At 73.1% G+C, this 24,606-nt stretch carries 16 protein-coding genes; 10 read left to right on the top strand and 6 right to left on the bottom strand.

What is annotated here, in order from left to right; genetic code table 11:
* Positions 1-71 precede the first annotated feature (71 nt).
* Entirely contained in the window at positions 72-974 is a 903-nt protein-coding gene (locus tag IEZ05_RS00575) for an NAD(P)-dependent oxidoreductase (RefSeq protein ID WP_189227928.1), read from the top strand.
* On the opposite strand, the gene IEZ05_RS00570 is transcribed toward IEZ05_RS00575, so the two are convergent.
* Positions 971-1,753: a sulfite exporter TauE/SafE family protein gene (locus IEZ05_RS00570; RefSeq protein WP_189227927.1), complete on the bottom strand. Its 783-nt coding sequence runs from the start codon at positions 1,751-1,753 to the stop codon at positions 971-973. The two genes, IEZ05_RS00575 and IEZ05_RS00570, sit on opposite strands and share 4 nt — an antisense overlap.
* Positions 1,754-1,995: 242 nt before the next feature.
* Between IEZ05_RS00570 and IEZ05_RS00565 the strand changes: the two genes are divergently transcribed.
* The 6 genes from IEZ05_RS00565 (at position 1,996) to IEZ05_RS00540 (ending at position 8,980) form a co-directional block, all read left to right on the top strand.
* Positions 1,996-3,213 carry an NAD(P)/FAD-dependent oxidoreductase gene (locus IEZ05_RS00565; protein WP_189227926.1) on the top strand — a complete coding sequence of 406 codons (1,218 nt, stop codon included), beginning with the start codon at positions 1,996-1,998 and terminating at the stop codon, positions 3,211-3,213.
* A complete protein-coding gene (gene nirB, locus IEZ05_RS00560; RefSeq protein WP_189227925.1) occupies positions 3,213-5,822 on the top strand; it encodes a nitrite reductase large subunit NirB in 2,610 nt (869 codons plus the stop codon). Before IEZ05_RS00565 ends, nirB begins: the two co-directional genes overlap by 1 nt.
* Complete coding sequence (nirD, locus tag IEZ05_RS00555) at positions 5,819-6,184, top strand: nitrite reductase small subunit NirD (protein WP_189227924.1); 366 nt, start codon at positions 5,819-5,821, stop codon at positions 6,182-6,184. Before nirB ends, nirD begins: the two co-directional genes overlap by 4 nt.
* Positions 6,185-6,230: 46 nt before the next feature.
* Positions 6,231-6,815 (top strand): TetR/AcrR family transcriptional regulator, encoded by a 585-nt coding sequence (locus IEZ05_RS00550; protein ID WP_189227923.1) that lies wholly within the window; start codon positions 6,231-6,233, stop codon positions 6,813-6,815.
* 73 nt (positions 6,816-6,888) lie between these two features.
* The gene (locus IEZ05_RS00545) at positions 6,889-7,656 is read left to right on the top strand and encodes an SDR family NAD(P)-dependent oxidoreductase (RefSeq protein WP_189227922.1); all 768 of its coding nucleotides are present in this window, start codon (positions 6,889-6,891) and stop codon (positions 7,654-7,656) included.
* Between the two features lie 169 nt (positions 7,657-7,825).
* On the top strand, positions 7,826-8,980 hold the full coding sequence (locus tag IEZ05_RS00540; protein WP_189227921.1) for an alkaline phosphatase PhoX: 1,155 nt from the start codon (positions 7,826-7,828) through the stop codon (positions 8,978-8,980).
* A 12-nt stretch (positions 8,981-8,992) separates the two neighbouring features.
* Here the strand turns inward: IEZ05_RS00540 and IEZ05_RS00535 are convergent, their stop codons facing one another.
* On the bottom strand, positions 8,993-9,925 hold the full coding sequence (locus tag IEZ05_RS00535) for an oxidoreductase (protein WP_189227920.1): 933 nt from the start codon (positions 9,923-9,925) through the stop codon (positions 8,993-8,995).
* A 187-nt stretch (positions 9,926-10,112) separates the two neighbouring features.
* Between IEZ05_RS00535 and IEZ05_RS00530 the strand changes: the two genes are divergently transcribed.
* Positions 10,113-10,598: an excalibur calcium-binding domain-containing protein gene (locus tag IEZ05_RS00530; RefSeq protein ID WP_189227919.1), complete on the top strand. Its 486-nt coding sequence runs from the start codon at positions 10,113-10,115 to the stop codon at positions 10,596-10,598.
* 57 nt (positions 10,599-10,655) lie between these two features.
* On the opposite strand, the gene IEZ05_RS00525 is transcribed toward IEZ05_RS00530, so the two are convergent.
* Together IEZ05_RS00525 and ppdK are read right to left on the bottom strand one after the other, a co-directional pair.
* Positions 10,656-11,861: an acyltransferase family protein gene (locus IEZ05_RS00525; protein WP_189227918.1), complete on the bottom strand. Its 1,206-nt coding sequence runs from the start codon at positions 11,859-11,861 to the stop codon at positions 10,656-10,658.
* A 278-nt stretch (positions 11,862-12,139) separates the two neighbouring features.
* Positions 12,140-14,887, bottom strand: coding sequence for a pyruvate, phosphate dikinase (ppdK, locus tag IEZ05_RS00520; protein WP_189227917.1), 2,748 nt, complete (start codon positions 14,885-14,887; stop codon positions 12,140-12,142).
* Between the two features lie 552 nt (positions 14,888-15,439).
* Between ppdK and IEZ05_RS00515 the strand changes: the two genes are divergently transcribed.
* Positions 15,440-17,308: an alkaline phosphatase family protein gene (locus IEZ05_RS00515; RefSeq protein WP_189227916.1), complete on the top strand. Its 1,869-nt coding sequence runs from the start codon at positions 15,440-15,442 to the stop codon at positions 17,306-17,308.
* A gap of 22 nt (positions 17,309-17,330) precedes the next feature.
* On the opposite strand, the gene dusB is transcribed toward IEZ05_RS00515, so the two are convergent.
* Positions 17,331-18,497, bottom strand: a complete 1,167-nt coding sequence (dusB, locus tag IEZ05_RS00510; protein WP_189227915.1) for a tRNA dihydrouridine synthase DusB — start codon at positions 18,495-18,497, stop codon at positions 17,331-17,333.
* A gap of 106 nt (positions 18,498-18,603) precedes the next feature.
* Here dusB and IEZ05_RS00505 point away from each other — a divergent pair, with 106 nt between their 5' ends.
* Positions 18,604-20,049 (top strand): MFS transporter, encoded by a 1,446-nt coding sequence (locus IEZ05_RS00505; RefSeq protein ID WP_189227914.1) that lies wholly within the window; start codon positions 18,604-18,606, stop codon positions 20,047-20,049.
* A 154-nt stretch (positions 20,050-20,203) separates the two neighbouring features.
* Here IEZ05_RS00505 and IEZ05_RS00500 read toward each other — a convergent pair whose 3' ends face one another.
* Entirely contained in the window at positions 20,204-24,592 is a 4,389-nt protein-coding gene (locus IEZ05_RS00500; protein ID WP_189227913.1) for a cation-translocating P-type ATPase, read from the bottom strand.
* Positions 24,593-24,606: the final 14 nt, after the last annotated feature.

Raw genomic sequence — 24,606 nt, 5'->3', positions numbered from 1 at the left:
TCCCCCAAGGTAACCACCCACTTGCGAGTACGTACTTGAGCGGGCGTCCTCCTCGGCGGAGTCTGATCACCATGACTGCCAAGACACCCGTTTCCCGTGTTCCGCTCACCGTCCTCGGCACCGGCGCCATGGGCACCGCCCTCGTCCGCGCCTGGCTCGCCGCCGGGCATCCCGTGACCGTGTGGAACCGCTCCCCCGCCCGCGCCGAGGCCCTCGCCGCCGAGGGCGCGACGGTCGCGCCGAGCGCCGCCGCGGCGGTGGCCGCGAACCGACTGGTGATCGCCTGCCTGCTCGACGACGCCTCGGTCGGCGAGGCCCTCGACGGGGCCGACCTGACCGGGCGGGACCTGGTGAACCTCACCACCGGCACGCCCGCCCAGGGTCGCGCCCGCGCCGCGTGGGCGACGGCGCGCGGGGCCCGTTTCCTGGACGGCGGGATCATGGCCGTGCCGCCGATGATCGGGGACGCCGACTCCGGCGGGTACGTCTTCTACAGCGGCTCCCCCGAGCTGTTCGAGGAGCACCGGGACACCCTCGCCGTCCCGGCCGGCACCCGTTACGTGGGCGAGGACGCGGGCTTCGCGGCGCTGCACGACGTGGCGCTGCTGAGCGCGATGAGCGGCATGTTCGCGGGCATCGTGCACGCCTTCGCGCTGATCGGCCCGGAGGACATCGCCCCGAAGGACTTCGCGCCGCTGCTGGCGTCGTGGCTCGGCGCGATGACCGGCTCCGTCCATCTGGCGGCCGACCAGATCGAGAGCGGCGACTACGGCAAGGGCGTCGTCTCCAACCTCGCGATGCAGGTGGCGGGCAACGCGACGCTGCTGCGCACGGCCGAGGAGCAGGGGGTGAGCCCGGAGCTGCTGACGCCGTACACGGCGCTGATGGAGCGGTGGCTCGCCGAGGGGCACGGGGAGGAGGACACGACCGGGATGGTGGAGCTGCTGGACCTGCGGCGGGACGGGAAGGCCTAGGCCAGCCACTGCTCGTACGCGAGGTTCGCCACCAGGGCGAAGACGACCGTCAGCAGGACGACGCGGACGAAGCCGCTGCCCTTCTTGAGGGCCGTGTGGGCGCCGAACATGCCGCCGCCGAGGTTGAAGACGGCCATCAGGGCGGCCAGCTGCCACAGCACCGCGCCCTGCCAGGCGAAGGTGGCGAGGGCGCCCGCGTTGGTGCAGCAATTGACGATCTTGGCGGTGGCGGAGGCCGTCACCAGGTCCAGGTGCAGGACGGCGGTGAGCGCCAGGACCAGGAAGGTGCCGGTGCCGGGGCCGATCAGGCCGTCGTAGAAGCCGATGCCGAGGCCCGCGAGGCCGATCGCGGCGAGGATCTGGCGGCGGGTGGCCGGGCCGGTGGCCGGGGCGGTGCCGAAGGCGGGGCGCAGGATCACGAAGGCCGCGACGGCGAGCAGCACCACCATGATCACCGGCTTGAGCACCTCGGTGCTCATCCCGGCGGCGAAGAAGGCCCCGCCGGAGGACCCGGCGAGGGCCGCCAGGCCGATGCGTACGGCGGTGCGCACGTCCACGGGCGCCTTGCGGGCGTACGTCACCGCCGCGCCCGTGGTGCCGACGATGGCGACCGCCTTGTTGGTGCCCAGGGCGTGCGCGGCCGGGGTCCCGGCGGGCAGGCCGAGCAGCAGCGCCGGCAGCAGCAGGAGCCCGCCGCCGCCCACCACGGCGTCGATCCACCCGGCCGCGAAGGCGGCGAGGCACAGCAGAACGACCGTGGTCAGCGATATGTCGGGCATGATCGCGACCCTATGGACGGGATGGATGTGCCGTCCATCGAGATGAGGGACTTCTGAGGTTCGCGCACGGGCCCGGCACCCCTCCCGCACGGGCCCGGCACCCCTCCCCGACGGGCCCGGCACCCCTCCCTGACGGGCGCCGCACCCCTCACACCCACCCCCCGCCCCCGCTGAGGGCAGCGTTCCCCGTGGGAAACAGAGGGGATGCCGTCGGGTAACACCCGCACCGCACGCTCGTTGCCATGACCTCGAATGCGCGTGTGGTGGTGATCGGCGCCGGGCTCGCGGGCGTGACGCTCGCCCGGCGGCTCGGTGAGCTCGGCACGCCCGCACTGCTGGTCGGCGACGAGGAGCACCGCCCGTACAACCGGGTGCTGCTCGCGGAGGTGCTGGCCGGACGGTTCGGCCCCGAGGTGACCGCCCTGCCGGCGCCGGCGGAGCTGACCCGCGCCCGGGTCACCGGCATCGACCGGGCCGGGCGCACGGTGCGCTGCGCCGACGGCTCGGTGATCGCCTACGACACGCTGGTCCTCGCCACCGGCTCCAACGCCGTGCTCCCGCCGCTGCGCGGCCTGTTCACCCCGGACCGCGAACTGCCCGAGGGCGTCCACGCGTTCCGCACCATGGACGACTGCCTGGCCCTGTCCAAGGCGGTACGGCCGGGGGTGCGGGCGGTCGTCGTCGGCGGGGGCCTGCTCGGCGTCTCCGCCGCCCGCGCGCTGGCCGTGCGCGGCGCGCAGGTCGTCCTCGCCCAGCAGTCCGAGCGGCTGATGGAACGCCAGCTCGACCCGGCCGCCTCCGCGCTCGTCCGGCGCCATCTGGAGGACCTCGGTGTCGAGGTGCACACCGAGTGCCGGGTGCGCGACGTGCGCTCGGTCGGCGGGGCGGTGCGATCGGTCGAGATGGCCGACGGGTACGCCCTCGGCGCCGACCTGGTGGTCCTCGCCTGCGGGGTCCGGCCCCGGGTCGGTCTCGCGCAGGCGGCCGGCCTGGACGTCGCGAAGGGCGTGGTCGTCGACGACGAGCTGCGCACCCGCGACCCGCACATCCGCGCCGTCGGCGACTGCGCCGAGCACGCGGGCACGGTGTACGGACTGGCCGCGCCCGCCCTCGAACAGGCCGGCGTGCTGGCCGCGCTGCTGGCCGGCGACCGCGCCGCCCGCTACACCGGCACCCGGTCCCTGACCCGGCTCACCCTCACCGGGCCGGACAGCCCCTTCGACCTCGCCGCGTTCGGCGAGACCGACCCCCGCCCCGGCGACGACGTCGTGCAGCTCGCCGACGCCACCCGGGGCACCTACCGCAAGGTCGTCGTCCGCGACGACCGGCTGGTCGGCGGGGTCCTGGTCGGCGAACTCGGCACCGTCGGCGCGCTGGCGCGCGCCTGGGAGGGAGCAGAGCCGCTCCCCTCCGACGGCGGCCCCCTGCTCCACCTGCTCACCAACGACGGAGGCTCCTGATGACCGCCACCCCGGGGCCCACCCCCACCCTCGTGCTCGTCGGCCACGGCATGGTCGGCCAGCGCTTCCTGGAGGCGCTCGCCGAGCGCGGACTGACCGCCACGCACCGCGTGGTCGTGCTGTGCGAGGAGCCGCGTCCCGCCTACGACCGCGTCCAGCTCACCTCGTACTTCTCGGGCAGGTCCGCCGAGGACCTGTCGGTGACCGACCCGGCCTTCATCGCCGAGCACGGCATCGAGCTGCGCGTCGGCGACCCGGCCGAGACGATCGACCGCGAGGCCCGCCGGGTGACCGCCCGCTCGGGGCTGACCGTCGACTACGACGTCCTGGTCCTCGCCACCGGCTCCTACCCCTTCGTCCCGCCGGTCCCCGGCAAGGACGCCGAGGGCTGCTTCGTCTACCGCACGATCGAGGACCTCCTCGCCATCGAGGAGTACGCGAAGAACGCGACGACCGGCGCGGTGGTCGGCGGCGGGCTGCTCGGCCTGGAGGCGGCGGGCGCGCTGAAGGGACTCGGACTCACCTCGCACATCGTGGAGTTCGCGCCGCGCCTGATGCCGGTGCAGGTCGACGAGGGCGGCGGCGCCGCACTGCTGCGCACCATCGAGGACATGGGCCTGTCCGTCCACACGGGCGTCGGCACGCAGGAGATCGTGACCGGCGACGACGGCGCGGTCACCGGCATGAAGCTGTCCGACGGCTCCGAACTCGCCACCGACCTGGTGGTGTTCAGCGCCGGTGTCCGCCCCCGCGACCAGCTGGCCCGCGACTGCGGCCTCGCGGTCGGCGAGCGCGGTGGCATCAGCGTCGACGAGCAGTGCCGCACGGTCACCGACCCGCACGTGTTCGCGATCGGCGAGTGCGCGCTGGCCGCCGACGGCCGGGTGTACGGCCTGGTGGCGCCCGGGTACGAGCAGGCCGAGACGGCCGCCGCGACCATCGCCCGGGACGAGGCGGCGTTCACCGGCGCCGACCTGTCCACCAAGCTGAAGCTGCTCGGCGTGGACGTGGCGTCCTTCGGCGACGCGCACGGCACCGCCGAGGACTGCCTGGACGTCGTGTACTCCGACTCGCGCGCCGGCCTGTACAAGAAGCTGGTCATCGGCCGCGACGGCACGCTGCTCGGCGGCATCCTGGTCGGCGACGCGGAGGCCTACGGCACGCTGCGCGCCTTCACCGGCTCGGTCCCGCCGGTCTCGCCGGAGTCCCTGGTGCTGCCCGCCGGTGCCGGGGCGCCGGCCCAGCTGGGCCCGTCCGCCCTGCCCGACGACGCGGTGATCTGCTCCTGCCACAACGTCACCAAGGGCACGATCCGCGGCGCGGTCACCGACCACCAGTGCACGACCGTGCCCGAGGTGAAGAAGTGCACCAAGGCCGGCACCGGCTGCGGCTCCTGCGTCAAGGTGCTCGGCCAGCTGGTCACCGCCGAGCTGGAGGCGAGCGGCGTCGAGGTCGACAAGGGCCTGTGCGGCTGCTTCGCGCAGACCCGGGAGGAGCTGTACGAGATCGTCCTCGCCCTGCGGATCACCTCCTACCAGGAGCTGCTGGACCGGCACGGCCGCGAGGACGCCCGGGGCGGTGAGGGCTGCGAGGTCTGCAAGCCGGCGGTCGGCTCGATCATCGCCTCCCTGGCCCCGGCGATCGGCGCGAGCGGCTACGTCCTGGAGGGCGAGCAGGCGGCCCTCCAGGACACCAACGACCACTTCCTGGCCAACCTCCAGAAGAACGGCTCGTACTCGGTCGTCCCGCGCATCCCCGGCGGCGAGATCGCCCCGGAGAAGCTCATCGTCATCGGCGAGATCGCCCGCGACTTCGGGCTCTACACGAAGATCACCGGCGGCCAGCGCATCGACATGTTCGGCGCCCGCGTCGAGCAGCTGCCGGTGATCTGGGCCCGGCTGGTGGACGCCGGCTTCGAGTCGGGGCACGCCTACGGGAAGTCGCTGCGCACCGTGAAGTCCTGCGTGGGGCAGACCTGGTGCCGCTACGGCGTCCAGGACTCCGTGCGCATGGCGATCGACCTGGAGCTGCGCTACCGGGGGCTCAGGTCCCCGCACAAGCTCAAGTCGGCGGTCTCGGGCTGCGCCCGCGAGTGCGCGGAGGCCCAGTCGAAGGACTTCGGCGTGATCGCCACCTCCAACGGCTGGAACCTGTACGTCGGCGGCAACGGCGGCGCCACCCCGCGCCACGCGGACCTGCTCGCGCAGGACCTCTCCGACGCCGAACTGGTCCGCCTGATCGACCGGTTCCTGATGTTCTACATCCGCACCGCCGACAAGCTGGAACGCACCTCCACCTGGCTGGAGCGCATCCCCGGCGGCCTGGACCACGTCCGGGACGTGGTGGTGCACGACTCGCTCGGCATCTGCGACGAGCTGGAGTCCCTGATGCGGGCGCACGTGTCCCACTACCGCGACGAGTGGGCCGAGACCATCAACGACCCCGAGAAGCTGGCCCGGTTCGTGTCCTTCGTCAACGCGCCGGACACGCCCGACCCGGTCGTCGGCTTCGTGCCCGAACGCGACCAGATGAAGCCCGACCTGCCGCTGCTGGACATCGGCATGCGGCGCACCGAGGAAGACGTCCTGGAAGGAAGCACCCGGCGATGACCCTGGCACCCCAGACCCTGGCACCCGAGACGACCGGCCTGAAGGTCCGGCTGAGGCTGGCGGACGACTGGTTCACGGCCTGCGACCTCGGCGCCCTGCTCCCGGGCCGCGGCGTGGCGGCCCTGCTGCCGGACGGCGGGCAGGTGGCCCTGTTCCGCGACCGCGGCGGCGAGCTGTACGCCATCGACAACCGCGACCCGTTCACCGGCGCGGCCGTCCTCTCCCGCGGCCTGACCGGCAGTCACCGGGGCCGCCCGTTCGTCGCCTCCCCGCTGCTCAAGCAGCGCTTCGACCTCACGACCGGGCAGTGCCTGGACGACGAGACGGTGCGGGTGGCGACGTACGAGGTGAAGGCCGCCTGACCCGGTTTCTTGACTGATCGTTCTATCAGGACCTAGCCTGCGACACGTGGCCAGGACCAAGGAATTCGATCCGGACGCCGCGCTGCGGGCAGCTCTGGAGCTGTTCTGGCGGCGCGGCTACGAGGCGACGTCGATGTCCGACCTCGTGGAGCACCTCGGCATCGGGCGCGCCAGCCTCTACGCGACCTTCGGCAACAAGCGCGAGCTGTACCTGAAGGCGCTGGAGCGCTACGAACAGGGGTTGCTCCCGGACCTGCTGGCGGACCTGGCCCGACCGGGCCCGGCCCTGCCGGGCGTGCGGTCCCTGGTGCGGCGCTACGCCGTCGAGGCGACCGCCGAGGGCCTGCGGGAGCGCGGCTGCTTCGTCACCAACACGGCCGCCGAGCTGGCCCCGCACGACCCGGACGCCGCGCGGCGGGTCGAGCGCAACTGGGACCAGCTGGAGACCGTGCTGCACTCGTCGCTGGTCCGCGCCCGGGACGGGGGCGAACTGCCGCCCGGCCGCGACCCGGTGGCCCTCGCCCGGATGCTGCTGGTCCTGCTCCAGGGCATGCGGGTGGTCGGCAAGGCGTCGGCGGACCCGGCGCGGGTGCGGGACGCGGCGGAACAGGCCCTGGCACTGCTCGACTGAGACACCCCTCTGCCGGAGGGGTGTTTCTTTCGCCCTCATAATGAACCGATCGGTCAAGAAAAAGGGGAGATTCATGACCACCCAGCGCTTCACCGGCAGGACCGCCCTCGTCACCGGCGCCGGCTCCGGCATCGGACGGGCCGTCGCCCTGGCCTTCGCCCGGGAGGGCGCGAACCTCGTCGTCGCCGGGCGCAGAAGGGAGCCGCTGGACGAGACGGTGGCCCTGATCGAGGAGGCGGGGGGCAAGGCGCTGGCCGTCGCCGCCGACGTGTCCCGGGCCGCCGACGTCCGGGCCGTCGTGGAGGCCGCCGTCGACCGCTTCGGCTCGCTGGACGTGGCGGTCAACAACGCGGGCGTCTTCCGCGGCGGAACTCCCGTGGCCGACCTGCCCGAGGAGGACTGGCACGCGCAGCTCGACATCAACGTCACCGGCGTGTTCCTCGCCCTCCAGGCGGAGGTCCGCCGGATGCGCACCCAGCCGGGCGGCGGGGCGATCGTGAACATCGCCTCGACGTTCGGCCTGCACAAGCGCAGCCCGGGCGCCACCGCCTACGCCGCCACCAAGGCGGCCGTCTCGGTGCTCACGCGGGGCGCCGCCCTGGACCACATCGCCGACGGCGTCCGCATCAACGCCGTCAGCCCGGGCGCCACGGCCACCTCCATGTCCCTGCGGCCCGGCGAGACGGAGGCCGGGCGGGCGGAGCGCATGCGGGGCGAGACGCCGCTCGGCCGGGTCTCGTCGGTGGAGGAGGTCACCGCGGCCGTGCTGTACCTGGCCTCGGACGACGCGTCGTCGGTGGTCGGCACCGACCTGGTCGTGGACGGCGGCCAGACGGCCTGAGCCCTCCCCCCGCCGCCGGGGCAGGAACCCGTCCGCCCGGGGAACGGGACGCGCCGCCCAGCCGTCATGAGTTGTCCATGGACCGTCAACCCAGCCGTCCTAGGGTCCATGACCGCACGCTCCCGCCGCCGGCCGGCGGCGGGAGAGGTCATGACACCCGGAGGCAGCAGTGGATCGTCGTACCCTCCTGCGCACGGCCGTCGTCGGCGGCTCGGCCGTCCTCGGCGGAACCCTGTGGCGCGGTGCCGCGTACGCCGCCCCCGCCCAGCCCGGCAGCGGACCCTACGGAGCGCTCGGCTCGCCCGACGCCAACGGCATCCGCCTGCCCGCCGGCTTCACCAGCAGGGTGATCGCCCGTTCCGGCCAGAAGGTCGCGGGCACCTCGTACACCTGGCACAGCGCTCCGGACGGCGGCGCCTGCTACGCGGACGGCTCCGGCTGGATCTACGTCTCCAACTCGGAGATCAACCCCTCCGGCGGCGCGAGCGCCGTGCGGTTCTCGTCCACCGGGACGATCACGTCGGCGTACCGCGTGCTCTCCGGCACCCGGCAGAACTGCGCGGGCGGCCGGACCCCGTGGAACACCTGGCTGTCCTGCGAGGAGGTGGACCGCGGCTACGTCTACGAGACCGACCCGTGGGGCGTGAAGGCCGCGGTGCGGCGGGACGCCATGGGCCGCTTCAAGCACGAGGCGGCGGCGGCCGACCCGGCCCGGGGGGTCATCTACCTGACGGAGGACGTCACCGACGGCTGCTTCTACCGCTTCCGCCCGACGACCTGGGGCGACCTGTCCACCGGCACGCTGGAGGTGCTGGTCGCGGGGTCGGCCACCAGCGGCCCGGTGACGTGGGCGCGGGTCCCCGACCCGTCCGGCGCCACGGCCACCCGGAACCAGGTCTCCGGCGCCAAGCGTTTCAACGGCGGCGAGGGCTGCTACTACGCGGACGACACCTGCTGGTTCACCACCAAGGGCGACAACCGCGTCTGGCAGTACAACGCCGCCGCCCAGACCATCGAACTGACCTACGACGACTCCCTGGTGACGTCCGGCACGGCCCCGCTGACCGGCGTCGACAACGTGACCGGCAGCTCCTCCGGTGACCTGTTCGTGGCGGAGGACGGCGGCAACATGGAGATCTGCGTGATCACGCCGAACGACGTGATCGCCCCCTTCCTGCGCATCGACGGCCAGTCCGGCTCGGAGATCACCGGCCCGGCGTTCTCCCCCGACGGCACCCGGCTGTACTTCTCCAGCCAGCGGGGCACGAGCGGGAGTTCGTCCGGCGGGATCACCTACGAGGTGCGCGGACCGTTCCGGGCCTAGTACGCCCCGCGCTCAGGTCCGCAACGCCTCGTAGGTGACCCCCGTCAGCCGCTCGGAGGCGGCCCACAGCCGCTCCCCCATGACGTCGTCACGTGTCCGGGGCGCCCGCCAGGACGGTGCGGGCGCCCCGCGCCACATCGCGAAGGACGGGCCGGTGAAGGAGTCGGGGGCCACGGCGGGCGCGGTGGCCGCGTACAGGACGGGCAGCGCGCCCGCCTCGGCGGGCTGGGCGACGACCCGGTTGGTGAGCAGCATCAGGCGCTCGGCGAGACGCCGCCCCTCGGCGCGCGGCCCGGCGGTCTGGAGGTTGGTCTCCGCGTATCCCGGGTGCGCGGCGGCCGCCGTCACGTCCGGGCCGCCGTCCCGCGCCGCCAGCCGGCGCGCGAGTTCGTGCGTGAAGAGCAGGTTGGCGGACTTCGAGCGGGCGTAGGCGGTCCACCGCCCGTAGCGCCGTACGTTGTTGAGGTCGCGCGGATCGACGTCGGCCAGCGCGTGCAGCATGCTGGAGACGGTGACGACCCGGGCGCCGGGCGCGGCGAGCAGCGCCGGCAGCAGCAGTCCGGTCAGGGCGAAGTGCCCCAGGTGGTTGACGCCGAAGTGGGTCTCGAACCCGTCCGCCGTCGTGCCGTAGGGCAGGGCCATCACCCCGGCGTTGTTGACCAGCAGGTCGACCCGCCCGTACGGCAGCGCGCTCACGAACTTCCGTACGGAGGCCAGGTCCCCGAGGTCGAGCCGCGCCAGTTCCACGTCGGCGTGCGGCACCTCGCGGGCCAGCCGCTCCACGGCGGCCTCGCCCCGCGCCTCGCTGCGGCACGCGAGCACGACCCGCGCCCCCTTGCGCGCCAGCTCCCGGGCGACCACGTATCCGAGTCCGCTGTTGGCCCCGGTGACGACGGCGGTCCGTCCGCCCTGGTCAGGGATGTCGCGCACACTCCAGCCGGCCATCCACGGCTCCTTCCCGATCTCCCGGACCCCACCTCACCGTACGCGCCGGAGGGGCGGGAGCGGACAGTTACCGTCCGGTCACGTCACGTTCCCGTCACGGCTCCCCCATATCGCCACCACACTCCCCTCACCTCACTAGCTTCGGCACCTCCGACACAGCCGCTCCACACCATTCCCGGGACACTCGATGAACCTGCTCCGCAAGCCGGCCGCCGTGGCCCTCGCCGCTCTGGCCCTGGCCGCCCTGCCGGCCGTCGCCGAGGCACACGACGGCACCCACCCCTTCAAGAACTGCACCGAGGCGTACGACGCCGGGTACTCCAACATCGAGAAGGGCGACGAGCACTACGGCGCGCACCTCGACCGGGACAAGGACGGCGTCGGCTGCGACAAGCCGCCCGCGGACTTCGTGCCCGCCGACGACCAGGGCACGGACGCCGGGAAGGACACGGACTCGGGCACGGACTCGGGCACGGACACCGGCACCGGCACCGGCACCGGCACCGGCAAGGCCGCAGATGACCAGGCCGCCGGGAAGCAGGGCACCGACCTGGCCGAGACCGGTGGCGACGACAACACGCCGTACCTCGCGGCGGGCGGCGCGGTCGTCGTGCTCGCCGGCGGCGGCCTGCTCCTGGCGGCGCGCAGGCGCCGGGACACCGGCACCCGCTGACCGGCTCCGGAACGGCGACGGGCCGGGAACGACTCGCTCCCGGCCCGCCCCGTCCGCTCAGCGGCGTCGCTTGGGCGGTTCCAGACTGAACGCGGCGCTGCTCAGCAGCCGCCGCATGGCCACCGCGATCGGGCGTTCCACGAACCGCTGTACGAAGTACGACAGCAGGATCAGGCCCGCCACGGTGACCCCGACCAGGAGCCAGGGATCGACCCGGTCGCCGAAGCGGTGGGCGACGGTCATGCCGATGACGTCGTGCAGCAGGTAGAGCGGGAAGGTCAGCGTCCCCGCGACCGTCAGCCACCGCCAGCGGATCCTGCTGGTCCAGCCGAGCGCGATCACCGCGATCAGCAGGAAGAACACCGTGGTCACCAGGACCAGCCAGCCGCGCCACGGCGCCCAGGTCTCCCAGTTGTTGCGGCCCCCGCGCGGCGCCAGCATGAAGTGCAGCGCCAGCAGCCACGACATGGCGACGATGCCCCACAGCAGCGGAGTCGGCCGGTAGCGGTACATGAGGTAGAAGGCCATGCCCGCGATGAAGAACGGCGCGGACGTCGGGTTCACCATCAGGGTGAGCAGCGGGATGTGGGCGCTGGGCGCCAGCACCGCGGCGACCGTCCACAGCCCGCAGAAGATGACCACGCGCTGATAGGTGAGCCCCTTCCACACCACCACCACGAAGGTGAGGTAGAAGCACAGCTCCGGCCAGAGCGTCCAGTAGACCGAGTCGAGGTTGTCCACCCCGAGCGGGGTCTGCAGCATCGTCAGGTTGGCGAAGAGCACGCGCGGGTTGGGGTGCCCGAACGGGGTGTCGAAGAGGTAGATGACGCTCGCCGACACCGCGATCGCCACCCAGTACATGGGATACAGACGGGTGACGCGGGAGATGAAGAAGTCGCGCGGGGTGCGCCCCCACGCGCTCATACAGATGACGAAGCCGCTGATCAGGAAGAACAGGTCGACGCCGAGCCGTCCGAAGGCGAAGTAGCGGTGCGCGTCGGGGAAGGTCTCCTGGTAAGGGCGGCCCCAGATGGCGATCATGCCCCAGGGGGTCTGGCCGACGAAGTGGAAGAGCACCACCGCGAGGGCCGCCAGGAACCGCAGCCCGTCCAGCGCGGCGAGCCGGTTGCCGCGGACGACCGGCCCGGCCGGGACGTCCACGCGCGCACCGGCGGCGGGTGGTGACACTTCCGGCGCCACCACCTCGGCACCGTCGTGCTCCGCGGCCTTGTCGACCGGCCTTGCCTGCTCCGTCTGGGACATCCGTCCACCATTTCCGGCGTCGTTTCACTACTGTCAGGGGCGTAGGACCATCGTGCAGATGACCAACGGGTGAACCCGATGGTTGTGGTGCAACTTTGAAAGAAGAGTCACACCCCTGACACAGCCCACGCACAGCGGACAGCGGACGCACGGAAACGCGAGGGGCGGCACCCCCGCACAGGGTGCCGCCCCTTCTCGTGAGCCGGAGCCGCCGCCGATCGGTGAGGGTGGTCGGGTGACAGACGGCGGCTCCGGGGTCTTGCGTGCCCCGCGCGGGGTCAGCGGTGGTCGCTGCCCTTCGAGGTGACCGCCGCGCGGCCGGCCTCCAGGCGGGCGACCGGGATGCGGAACGGGGAGCAGGAGACGTAGTCCAGACCCACCTCGTGGAAGAAGTGGACCGACTCCGGGTCGCCGCCGTGCTCACCGCAGACGCCGAGCTTCAGGTCGGGGCGGGTCTCGCGGCCGGCCTTGGCGGCGGCGGCGACGAGCGAGCCGACGCCGTCCTTGTCGATCGTCTCGAACGGGGAGACGCCGAAGATGCCCTTCTCCAGGTAGGCCGTGAAGAAGCTGGCCTCCACGTCGTCGCGGCTGAAGCCCCACACGGTCTGCGTCAGGTCGTTGGTGCCGAAGGAGAAGAACTCCGCGGCCTCGGCGATCTGACCGGCGGTCAGCGCGGCGCGCGGCAGCTCGATCATGGTGCCGATCGACAGCTTGAGCTTCGCGCCGGTGGCCGCCTCGACCTCGGCGATGACCTGGTCGGCCTCGTCACGGACGAGCTCCAGCTCCTGGACGGTGCCGACCAGCGGGATCATGATCTCGGCGCGCGGGTCGCCCTTGGCCGCCTTGCGCTCGGCCGCGGCCTCGGCGATCGCCCGGACCTGCATGGTGAACAGGCCGGGGATGACCAGGCCGAGCCGGACGCCGCGCAGACCCAGCATCGGGTTCTGCTCGTGCAGGCGGTGCACGGCCTGGAGCAGGCGCAGCTCGTTCTCGTGCGGCTCCTGACGGGACTCGGCGAGAGCGACACGGACCGACAGCTCGGTGATGTCGGGCAGGAACTCGTGCAGCGGCGGGTCGAGCAGGCGGACGGTGACCGGGAGGCCGTCCATCGACTCGAAGAGCTGGACGAAGTCCTGCTTCTGCAGCGGCAGCAGCTCCTTCAGGGACTCCTCGCGCTCGGCCTCCGTGTCGGCCAGGATCAGCCGCTCGACCAGCTCGCGCCGGTCGCCGAGGAACATGTGCTCGGTACGGCACAGGCCGATGCCCTGGGCGCCGAAGCGGCGGGCGCGCAGCGCGTCCTCGGCGTTGTCGGCGTTGGCGCGCACCCGCAGCCGGCGCTTGCGGTCGGCGAAGGCCATCATGCGGTGCACGGCCTCGACCAGCTCGTCGGCGTCGTCGGCGCCCGGGTGCATCCGGCCCTCGAAGTACTCCACGACCGGGGACGGGACCACCGGGACCTCGCCCAGGTAGACCTTGCCGGAGGAGCCGTCGATCGAGATCACGTCGCCCTCCTCGACGACGTGCCCGCCGGGCACGGTCATCCGGCGGCGCTTGGTGTCGACCTCCAGCTCCTCGGCGCCGCAGACACAGGTCTTGCCCATGCCGCGCGCGACGACGGCCGCGTGGGAGGTCTTGCCGCCGCGCGAGGTCAGGATGCCCTCGGCGGCGATCATGCCGTCCAGGTCGTCGGGGTTGGTCTCACGGCGGACGAGGATGACCTTCTCGCCGGAGCGGGACCACTTCACGGCGGTGTAGGAGTCGAAGACCGCCTTGCCGACCGCCGCGCCCGGCGAGGCCGCGATGCCCCGGCCGACCTTCTCGACCTTGGCGCTCTCGTCGAAGCGGGGGAACATCAGCTGGGCGAGCTGGGCGCCGTTGACGCGGCTGAGCGCCTCGGCCTCGTCGATCAGGCCCTGGTCCACCAGCTGCGTGGCGATGCGGAAGGCCGCGCCCGCGGTGCGCTTGCCGACACGGGTCTGGAGCATCCACAGCTGGCCGCGCTCGATCGTGAACTCGATGTCGCACAGGTCCAGGTAGTGGTTCTCCAGCGTCTCCATGATCTGCATCAGCTGGTCGTACGACTTCTTGTCGATCTGCTCCAGCTCCGCGAGCGGCACGGTGTTGCGGATGCCCGCGACCACGTCCTCGCCCTGGGCGTTCTGGAGGTAGTCGCCGTAGACGCCCTGGTGGCCGGAGGCGGGGTCGCGGGTGAAGGCGACGCCGGTGCCGGAGTCCGGGCCGAGGTTGCCGAAGACCATGGAGCAGACGTTGACGGCGGTGCCGAGGTCGTGCGGGATGCGCTCCTGGCGGCGGTAGAGCTTGGCGCGGTCGCCGTTCCAGGAGTCGAAGACCGCCTTGATGGCGAGGTCCATCTGCTCACGCGGGTCCTGCGGGAAGTCCCGGCCGGCCTCCTTCTTGACGATCTTCTTGAAGGCGGTGACCAGCTTCTTCAGGTCGGCGGCCTCCAGGTCGGTGTCGACCGTGACCTTCTTGGCCTCCTTGGCCTTCTCCAGCGCCTCCTCGAAGAGGTCGCCGTCGACGCCGAGGACGGTCTTGCCGAACATCTGGATGAGGCGGCGGTAGGAGTCCCACGCGAAGCGGTCGTCGCCGGCCTGCTTGGCCAGGCCCTGCACCGACTTGTCGGAGAGGCCGATGTTGAGGACGGTGTCCATCATGCCGGGCATGGAGAACTTGGCTCCGGAGCGGACCGACACGAGGAGGGGGTCGTCGGCCTGGCCGAGCTTCTTGCCCATCTTCGCCTCGAGGGCGTCGAGGTGCGCACTCACCTCGTCACGCAGTGCCGCCGGCTCCTCGCCACTGTCGAGGTAGGTCTTGCAGGCCTCGGTGGTGATGGTGAAGCCGGGAGGGACCGGAAGGCCCAGGTTGGTCATCTCGGCGAGGTTGGCGCCCTTGCCGCCGAGGAGGTCCTTGAGGTCCTTGTTGCCCTCGGTGAAGTCGTAGACGAACTTCACGCCCTCAACGCCGGTGCCCTGCTCGGCTACCTGGGGTTCTTTGTTTTCCGACACGGGTCTCGACTCCTCGAGGACGCGGTGGCTGCCCTGACGGCAGGGAATGTACCCAGATCGAAGGCACCTGGGTACGTCCACTTGCGCGTCATGCGCCTGTAACCACCCGTCCGCCAGCGGATTGAAAGTCAAGGCTTGGCAAGCGAGCGGCGGCTTGTGTTTTCACTTCTTGAACGAATCAACTCCCGTAGACACCTCAAGCCGCTCACCTGAGCGCCATATTCTACGTTTGAGTTCGATCGATGAACGATCAAGCTATGGCACTCAGTGCCACAGTTTGGAGAAGTGGACTCGGTCAAGATCCGCTCATCTGAGCGCTACTCCTATCAGAGGTGGCGAGAATCACGCTGCCACAGCCCAGCGGATTTCACCATGCGGACGCGTTCCGAGACGCGTTCCGAGACGCTTCCGAGAACGTGCGCGGGGACGTGATCGCAGACGTGATCGCGCAGGCTGAACGCACCCCGCGCCCGGGACGTACGACAGTGCGGCGGACCCGGGCCCCCACGCCGGGTCCGCCGTCCACCGGGTTCCACAGGGAAGGACCTTCGGGTGCCTGTCTTCACGCGCTTCCGCCGGCCACCGCACACGGCCGCCGACGCCGATACCGACACCGCCACCGCCACCGCCACCGGCCTCACGGAAACGGAGACGGAGACGGCGCCGGGGGCCGCCGTCGAGTCGGCCCCCGAGCCCGCTCCGCGGCCCAGTGCCCCCACGGCGAGCCCCGCACTCCACCCTTTCAAGGCCCGCCTCGCCCACTGGCGCACCTGGCGCACCCGCCACCCCGTCCCCGCCCGCGTCCTCCGCCGGACCACCACGGCCCTGGCGGCCGTCCTCGTCCTCGCCGCGCTGCTGCTGCCGAACACCTACATCGCCCTGGAGCCGAACCGCTTCACGCAGATCCCGGCGGAGGCGATCGTCGGCGCCGCCGTCCTGCTCGGCCTGCCGCGCCGCCCCCGGCGGATCGTGGCCGTGCTGTACGGCGCGGGCCTGGGCGTACTGACCCTGCTGAACCTGCTGGACATGGGCTTCGGCGAGTACCTGGGCCGCGGCTTCAACGTCGTGCTCGACTGGGGACTGCTCGACGACGCCCGCAGCTACGTCGAGGACTCGCTCGGAGGGACGGTCGCGACCCTGGCCGCGCTCGGCGCCGTCGCCCTCGCGCTCCTCCTGCTGGTGTGCATGATCCTGGCGACGGTCCGGCTGGGCGACCTGCTGGCCGGGCACCGGGAGCGGGCGATGCGCGGGGTGCTGGCCGCCGGCACCGTGTGGATCACCTGCTCGATCCTCGGCCTGCACGCCTTCGGCATGCCGCTCGCCTCCGGCCGGGCCGCGTACGCCCTCCGGGCGCAGACCGAGCGGGTGGTGGACACGGTGCGGGACGAGGCGGCCTTCGCCGAGGAGGCGAGGGCCGACGCCTTCGGTGCCACGCCCGGCGGGCAACTGGTGCCGGATCTGCGCGGCAAGGACATGATCTTCACCTTCATCGAGAGCTACGGCCGCAGCGCCATCGAGGACCCGGTCATGGCCCCCGGCGTGGACCGGACGCTCGACGCGAGCACGAAGGCGCTGGCCGGGGCGGGCTACCGGGCGAAGAGCGGCTGGCTGACCTCGCCGACGTACGGCGCCGGCAGCTGGCTGGGCCACTCCACCTTCCTGTCCGGCCTGTGGGTGGACAACCAGCAGCGCTACCGCACCGTGACGTCGGGCGACCACCGCACGCTGACGAAGATGTTCGGCGACACCGGGGCCTGGGACACGGTCGGCATCATGCCGGGCGTGCAGAAGGCCTGGCCGGAGGCCAGGTTCCACGGGCTCGACAAGGTCTACAACGCCTACCGGCTCGGGTACGAGGGCCCGAAGTTCAGCTGGTCGACCATGCCGGACCAGTACGCGCTGGAGGCCTTCCAGCGGCTGGAGCACGGCAGGAAGCGCGACAGGCCGCTGATGGCCGAGATCATCCTGACCTCCAGCCACCAGCCGTGGGCTCCGATCCCGAGGATCGTCGGCTGGGACGAACTCGGCGACGGTTCGGTGTTCGACGGCATCGAGGCGGCGGGCGAGAAGTCGCAGGACGTCATCGCCGACTCCACGAAGTCCCGCGAGGAGTACGGCAAGTCGATCCAGTACTCGGTCACCTGCCTCACCCAGTGGCTGGAGCGCTACGGCACCGACGACACCGTCCTGGTCTTCCTCGGCGACCACCAGCCGATCGCCCGGGTCAGCGGGGAAGGGGCGAGCCGGGACGTGCCCGTCTCGATCGTCGCCAAGGACCCGAAGGTGCTCGACGCGATCGACGACTGGAACTGGACCGACGGCCTCCGTCCCGCCCACGACGCCCCGGTGTGGAGGATGAGCTCCTTCCGCGACCGCTTCCTGACGGCGTACGGCTCGACCCCGCATCCGTCCGAGGGATGAACGCGGCGGAAGGCGGGCGGGGTCAGCCGCCGGAGGTGTCCAGCTCCGCTTCCTCGCCGACGCCCGCGCAGTCGTACGGGTCCTTCAGCCAGCCGTCGGGCAGGACGACCCGGTTGTTGCCGGAGGTACGGCCGCGGGGGCCGTCGGCGCCGGTGGGCCAGGGCTGGTCGAGGTCGAGCTCGTCGAGCCCGGCGCGCAGTTCCTGGAGCGAGGACGTGATCGCAAGGCGCTTGCGCATCTCGGAGCCGACGGCGAAGCCCTTGAGGTACCAGGCGACGTGCTTGCGGAAGTCGATCACGCCGCGGGACTCGTCGCCGATCCACTCGCCCAGCAGGGTGGCGTGCCGGACCATCACGTCGGCGACCTCGCGCAGGGTCGGCCGTACGAAGGCGTCCGTACGCCCCTCGAAGGCGGCGACCAGGTCGGCGAACAGCCACGGGCGCCCGAGGCACCCGCGCCCGACCACCACGCCGTCGCAGCCGGTCTCGCGGACCATGCGCAGGGCGTCCTCGGCGGACCAGATGTCGCCGTTGCCGAGCACCGGGATCTCCGGGACGTGCTCCTTGAGGCGGGCGATGGCCTCCCAGTCGGCGGTCCCGCCGTAGTGCTGGGCGGTGGTGCGGCCGTGCAGGGCGACGGCGGTCACGCCCTCCTCGACGGCGATGCGGCCGGCGTCGAGATAGGTGAGGTGGTCGTCGTCGATGCCCTTGCGCATCTTGATGGTGACGGGCAGGTCACCGGCACCGCTGACGGCCTCGCGCAGGATCGACCGGAGCAGGTTGCGCTTGTACGGGAGGGCCGAGCCGCCGCCCTTGCGGGTCACCTTGGGCACCGGGCAGCCGAAGTTCAGGTCGATGTGGTCGGCGAGGTCCTCCTCCGCGATCATGCGGACGGCCTTGCCGACGGTCGCGGGGTCGACGCCGTACAGCTGGATCGAGCGCGGCGTCTCGGTCGCGTCGAAGTGGATCAGCTGCATGGTCTTCTCGTTGCGCTCGACCAGCGCCCGGGTCGTGATCATCTCGCTCACGAACAGGCCCTTGCCGCCACTGAACTCCCGGCACAGGGTGCGGAAGGGCGCGTTGGTGATCCCGGCCATCGGCGCCAGCACCACGGGCGGTGCGGCGGTGTGCGGGCCGATCTGCAACGGCGGGTTCGCGGTGGCGGGGGCGGGCGTGGTGGGCGTGGACATTCCTCCATTGTCACGCACGCGGGGCGGTGCTCGGGGTACGCGGACGAAAGATCGTGTAGCGGTCATTAGTTAACCGCACTATCGAAATGGGCGTACGATGGAGTTCATGCCCGAGCTCACCCAACGCCGACGTCTGCTCGTGCTCGCCATCTGCTGTATGAGCCTGCTGATCGTGAGCATCGACAACACGATCCTGAACGTGGCCCTGCCCTCCATGCAGCGTGACCTGCACGCGAGCACGTCGGGACTCCAGTGGGCGATCGACGCGTACACCCTGGTGCTGGCCGCGCTGCTGATGCTCGCGGGCTCCACGGCCGACCGGATCGGCCGGAAACGGGTCTTCATGACGGGCCTGGTCGTCTTCACCGTCGGCTCGCTGCTGTGCTCGCTGGCGCCGGACCTGTCGTCGCTGGTGGTCTTCCGGATGGTCCAGGCGGTGGGCGGTTCGATGCTCAATCCGGTGGCCATGTCGATCATCACCAACACCTTCACCGACGCGCGCGAGCGTGCCCGCGCGATCGGCGTGTGGGGCGCGGTCGTCGGCATCTCGATGGCCGCCGGTCCTCTGGTCGGCGGACTGCTGGTGGAGTCGGTGGGCTGGCGCTCGATCTTCTGGGTCAACCTGCCCGTCGGTCTCGCCGCGCTCCTGCTCACCCTGCGCTTCGTGCCCGAGTCCCGAGCCCCCAGGGCCCGCCGTCCCGACCCGCTGGGCCAGCTGATGGTGATCGTGCTGTTCGGCTCCCTGACGTACGCGATCATCGAGGCGCCGAGCGCCGGGTTCGTCTCCGTACTCCCCTACGCCGCGCTGGCGCTGGCCGCGCTGCTCGGGCTGCTGCGCTACGAGCCGCGCCGCGCCGAGCCCCTCATCGACCTGCGCTTCTTCCGGTCGGTGCCGTTCAGCGGGGCCACCGTCACGGCGATCAGCGCCTTCGCCGCGCTGGGCGGCTTCCTGTTCCTGTCCACGCTGTACCTGCAGAACGTGCGGGGGCTGAGCGCCCTGCACGCCGGTCTGTGGATGCTGCCGATGGCCGTGCCGACCTTCCTGTGCGCCCCGCTGTCCGGGCGGCTGGTCGGCAGCCGGGGGCCGCGGCTGCCGCTGCTGATCGCGGGCGGCGCGCTGACCGTGAGCGGCGTCCTGTTCGCCGCCTTCGAGGCGGAGACGTCGAACGTCACCCTCTTCATCGGGTACGTCCTGTTCGGCGTCGGCTTCGGCTTCGTCAACGCGCCCATCACCAACACGGCGGTCTCCGGCATGCCGCGCGCGCAGGCCGGCGTGGCCGCCGCCGTCGCCTCCACCAGCCGCCAGCTGGGACAGACCCTGGGCGTGGCGGTGGTCGGCGCGGTGCTGGCGGCGGGCGTGGGCACGTCGTCGTACCGGTCCGCGTTCGTCTCCGCCGCCCGCCCCGGCTGGTGGATCCTGGCCGCCTGCGGGCTGGCGGTCCTCGTCCTCGGCGCCGTCACCAACGGCCGCTGGGCCCACCGCACGGCGGAACTGACCGCCGAGCGCCTGAAGTCCCCGGAGATACGGGAACCGGCCCGCTCCTCCGCGTGACGCGGCCCCGTGAAGGCACGGAGAACAGAGCGCCCGACCCCCGTTGCACGCCCTCAGGGGCGCGGGGAACCGCGCGACCAGCCCCCACCCAGCCGCACGCGACACACCACCCGACACCGCCCGACGCCCCCGCCGCCTCACACCGCGCCGCGCCTCACCTCATCGCCGCCGGCAGAACCTCCGTCACCTTCGGCCAGTACCTCGCCACCGCCTCCTCCAGCACCGGCAACGCCCGCTGCCCCGCCAGCGCCAGCGTGATCGCCGCGGCCACGCCCGTCCAGGCGACCGGCCCCAGCGGCGTGCAGCCGAAGAGCTGGCTCGCCCCCGGCGTCTGCACCAGCGCGACCAACGCGACGGCCGAACCGACGGACGTCACCTGCACCAGCCGGCTGCCCCGCCGGTCGGCGAGGGTCTGGGCCAACTGCGTGCCGACCACGGCGCACAGGGCCATGGTCGTCGAGCGGCGCCCCGTGCCCGGGGTGAAGCGGCCGAAGAGCCAGGCCGCGGTCGCCCCGAGTGCGGTGGTCATGGCCCGGTGCCGGATCTGCCGGATCAGCGGCGCGCCCAGCACCGCCGTACCGAGCGGCGCGCCCGCGTCGTCCTTCTCCTGCTCGGCGTCCCCCGTCTCCGTCACCGCCACGGCCATCGCCGGGAACAGGTCGGTGAAGAGGTTGACCAGCAGCATCTGGCGGGTGGACAGCGGAGCGGAGCCGCCGAGGACGGTGCCGAGGATGCCGAAGGCGACCTCGCCCGCGTTGCCGCCGATCAGGATGGCGATGGCGTCGGCGACGCTGTGCCACAGCGCCCGGCCCTCCCGCACCGCCTCCACCAGCACCAGCAGGTCGTCGCCCGTGACGACCAGGTCGGCGGCGTTGCGGGCGGCGGCCGAACCGCGGGCGCTGATGCCCACGCCGATGTCGGCGGCACGGATCGCCGCGGCGTCGTTGGCGCCGTCACCGACCATGCCGACGACCCGCCCGGCGTCCCGCAGCGACTCCACGACCTGGAGCTTCTGTTCCGGCGCCACCCGGGCCACCACGTCCGCGTCCCGCAGCATCCGGGACCGGGCCGAGCGGTCGGCGGCGGCGAGTTCGTCGCCGGTGACCACGACCGCGTCCTCGGGCCAGCCCAGGTCGACGGCGATGGCGCGGGCGGTCTGCGGATGGTCGCCGGTCAGCACCACGGGCCGTACGCCCGCCTCGCGCAGCCCGCGCACCAGCGCCGGGGACGTCTCGCGCGCCACGTCGGCCAGCGCGAGCAGCCCGGTGAACTCCAGCCCGGACAGCGGCTGTTCGAGCACGTCGGCCGCCTGCTCGCCCTTGCCGAGCGGCCGGCTCGCCACCGCGATGATGCGCAGCCCGGCCCGGGCGAGGTCGTGCGCCGCCTCGGTGGCGTGCGACGGCAGGCCGGTGCAGGCGGGCAGCACGGTCTCGGGGGCGCCCTTGACCACCAGGACCGGGGCGCCGTCCGCGTCCCGGCCGACGGCGGCGGCGTAGCCGCGGGAGGTCTCGAAGGGCAGGCCCTCGTCCTGCGTCCACTCGGGGTCGGGGCCGGCGGCGTCCAGGACGGCCTCGTCGGTGGCGTGCGTCGGGCGCGCTCCGTCGCCGTTCAGGCGGGGGCAGGCGCGCGAGGCGACCCGTACGGTGCCGGCGGCGTCCGGGTCGCCCGCCTTGCGGACGGTGCCGTCGGCGCCCGCGACCCGGGTGAGCCGCAGCTTGTTCTCGGTGAGCGTGCCGGTCTTGTCGAAGCACACGGTGTCCATGCGCCCCAGCGCCTCCAGGGTGCGCGGGGTGCGCACGAGGACGCCGCGCCGGCTCAGCCGGCGGGCCGCCGCGAGCTGTGCCACCGTCGCCACCAGCGGCAGTCCCTCGGGCACGGCGGCCACCGCCACCGACACGCCGCCGGAGACGGCCTGCCGGATCGGCGTGCCGCGCAGCAGCGACAGACCGGTCACCGCCGCGCCACCGGCCAGCGTCAACGGCAGTGCCTTGCGGGTCAGTTCCTGGAGCCGGGCCTGCACGCCCGCGGCCGACGGCGTCCGGGCGGCCAGCGCGACCGCCCGCGCGGCCTCGGTGTGCTCGCCGGTGTCCACGACGACGGCCCGTGCCCGGCCCGCCACCACGGTCGTGCCCTCGAAGACCATGCAGTACCGCTCGGCCACGGGGGCCTTCGGCGCCGGGTCCACGCTCTTGTCCACCGGCAGCGACTCACCGGTCAGCGCGGACTCGTCCACCTCCAGGCCGTCCTCCCACAGCAGCCGGGCGTCGGCGGGCACGACGTCGTCCGCCTTCAGCTCGATCACGTGCCCCGGGTGCAGCTTGGCGGCGTCCACGATCCGCGGCTCGCCCGCCGGGGGCGCCTCCGCGCCCTCCGCGGGCGGCTCCGCCCCCTCGGCGGGGGGCTCCGCCCGCTCCCCGGGGGGCTCCTCAGTGACCCGGGCCTTCTGCTTCTGCTCCGCGAGCAGCCCGGACAGCGCCCGTTCGGCCCGCAGCCGCTGAAAGCCGCCGACCAGCGCGTTCAGATCCAGCGCACCGACCACCAGCGCCGCGTCCACGACCGAGCCGAGGATCGCAGAGGCCGCCGAACCGACCGCCAGCACGGGGGTGAGCGGATCGTCCAGCTCGCCGCGCACGGCCCGGGCCAGCTGCCACGACCACCGGGCAGGCGCCAGCACCCGCACCCGGCCCGCCCGTTCGGCCACCTCGCGCACCCGGCCCGTGGCCTGCTCGACGACGGTCGGCTCGGGCTCGGTCTCGTGCTCCAGCCGGTCGCGTACGTCCGCCACGTCCAGCGCGTGCCACGCCACCCGCGGCCGGGGGTGCGGGGCACGGGCCGCCGCCACGCCGAGGGCGGCGCGCGCCCCGGACAGCAGGGCCGCCGCCGCGCTCGCGTCGACCGGCGCGTGGCGCAGTCCGGGCAACGGCGAACCGGCACCCCTGCTGCGCGCCTCGCCGACCGCGACCAGCAGTCCGGACAGCGCGGCACCGGCCCGGGCCAGCGTCTGCGAGCGGCCCCCGACCTTGCGGGCCGCGGGCACCGCCCGCAGCACCCGCCACACGTCGGCCAGACCTCGCGAGGCCAGCACGTCGGCGCCCCACGCCACCGGGGTGTCCGCGTCGGCCAGCGCGATGGCCACGTCACCGCGGAACAGTCCGGCCAGCACCGTGTCGTCGTCGCCGGGCAGGGGGCGTACGACCGTGATGACGCCACCACCCTCGGCGCGCAGTTCGTCCACCACGTCCCCGAGCGGGCGGCGGGCGCTGACGACCTGGTCCGCGAGGCCGGTGAAGTCGGCGAGCGCCGGGTCCTCCACCATCACCACGCGCAACCCCGCGCGCCGCGCCGCGTCCAGGACGTCCTCGGTCCACGGGTCCGCCCCCGCGTGCGGGGTGCGCAGCGCACTGGGGTGCAGGACGACCGTGCCGGTCATCTCCAGCTGCCGCAGCCGCTCCGGGTCGCGCACCAGCACGCCGGTCCGGGACAGCGCGGCGCTCAGTACGGCGTGGAAGGCGGCGGGACCGTAGCGGGCGGCCTTGGGCGAGCCGGCGAGCACCGCCTCCGCGGCCTCCGCCAGGTCGTGCTTGACGAGCAGGGTCGCCGCGGCGCCCGCCACACTGCCGGTCGAGGCGTGGGCGGCGTAGTCCTGGGCCGGGGAGGTGCGCAGCGGCGGGCGCAGGGCGAGGTCGGCGGGCAGGCTGCCCCGGCCCGGGGCGCACAGCCGGTCGTGCACGACCTCGAAGGCCGCCGACCGGGCGACCGCCTCGCCCAACTGGCAGGCGCGCAGCGCCCCGTCGAGCACCAGCGAGGTCGGGCTCTGGCCCGCGGCGTGCACGGCCGCGTTGGCGGCGGCCAGCGCCACGTCCATGCGGTGGGCGCCGAGCCGCTCGCGCAGCCAGCCGCGGAACCGGGGGTTCTCGCGCAGCAGCGTCGCCACGGCGGTCACCAGACGGGGCGAGGGCGGCAGCCGCAGGGAGGACGCGGTCAGGGCGACGGCGATGCCGAGCACGTCGGCGCCGAGGGCGGTCGCCGCGACGCGCACCGCGGCCGGGTCGCCGGGGTGGGCCAGCTCCTCGACCTCGTCGTCGGCGCGGGCCAGGCCGTGCTGTTCGGCGAGGTCGGTCGCGTGGTCCACGACCCGGTCGGTCAGTTCCTCCTCGGTGGCGGTCACCACCAGCCGGGCCAGCCCGTTGTCCCAGTAGGCGAGCGCCACGTCGGGGTGCTCGGCGAGGGCCGCCGCCACGCGGCGGGCGACGTGTTCGGTGCCGCCCGCGCGGCGCACCCTCTCGGTCGCGGCCGGCCGCAGCGCGAGGTGCGCGCGGGGGCCGGCCCGCCAGTGGCGGGTGCCGCCGGGCAGCGCGGCGCGGGCGACCCGGGCCGCCCGCGCCGCGAAGTCCGCGCCGCGCACGCCGGCCCGCGCGGTGCCCGCGACCGCGCCGGCCGCAGCGCCCATGGCGGGGGCGGTGCCGCGCGCGACCAGGCGGGGCCCGGCCAGGGCGATCCCTGCGAGGGCGCCCTGGGAACGCGTCAGAAGTCCACCGGCCATGGTTGCCTCTCAGC

This window comes from Streptomyces flaveolus (genome assembly GCF_014648815.1).
GTDB lineage: Bacteria > Actinomycetota > Actinomycetes > Streptomycetales > Streptomycetaceae > Streptomyces > Streptomyces flaveolus.
Note: the sequence above shows the minus strand (reverse complement) of the source record. Positions and strands in the feature narration are given on the sequence as shown.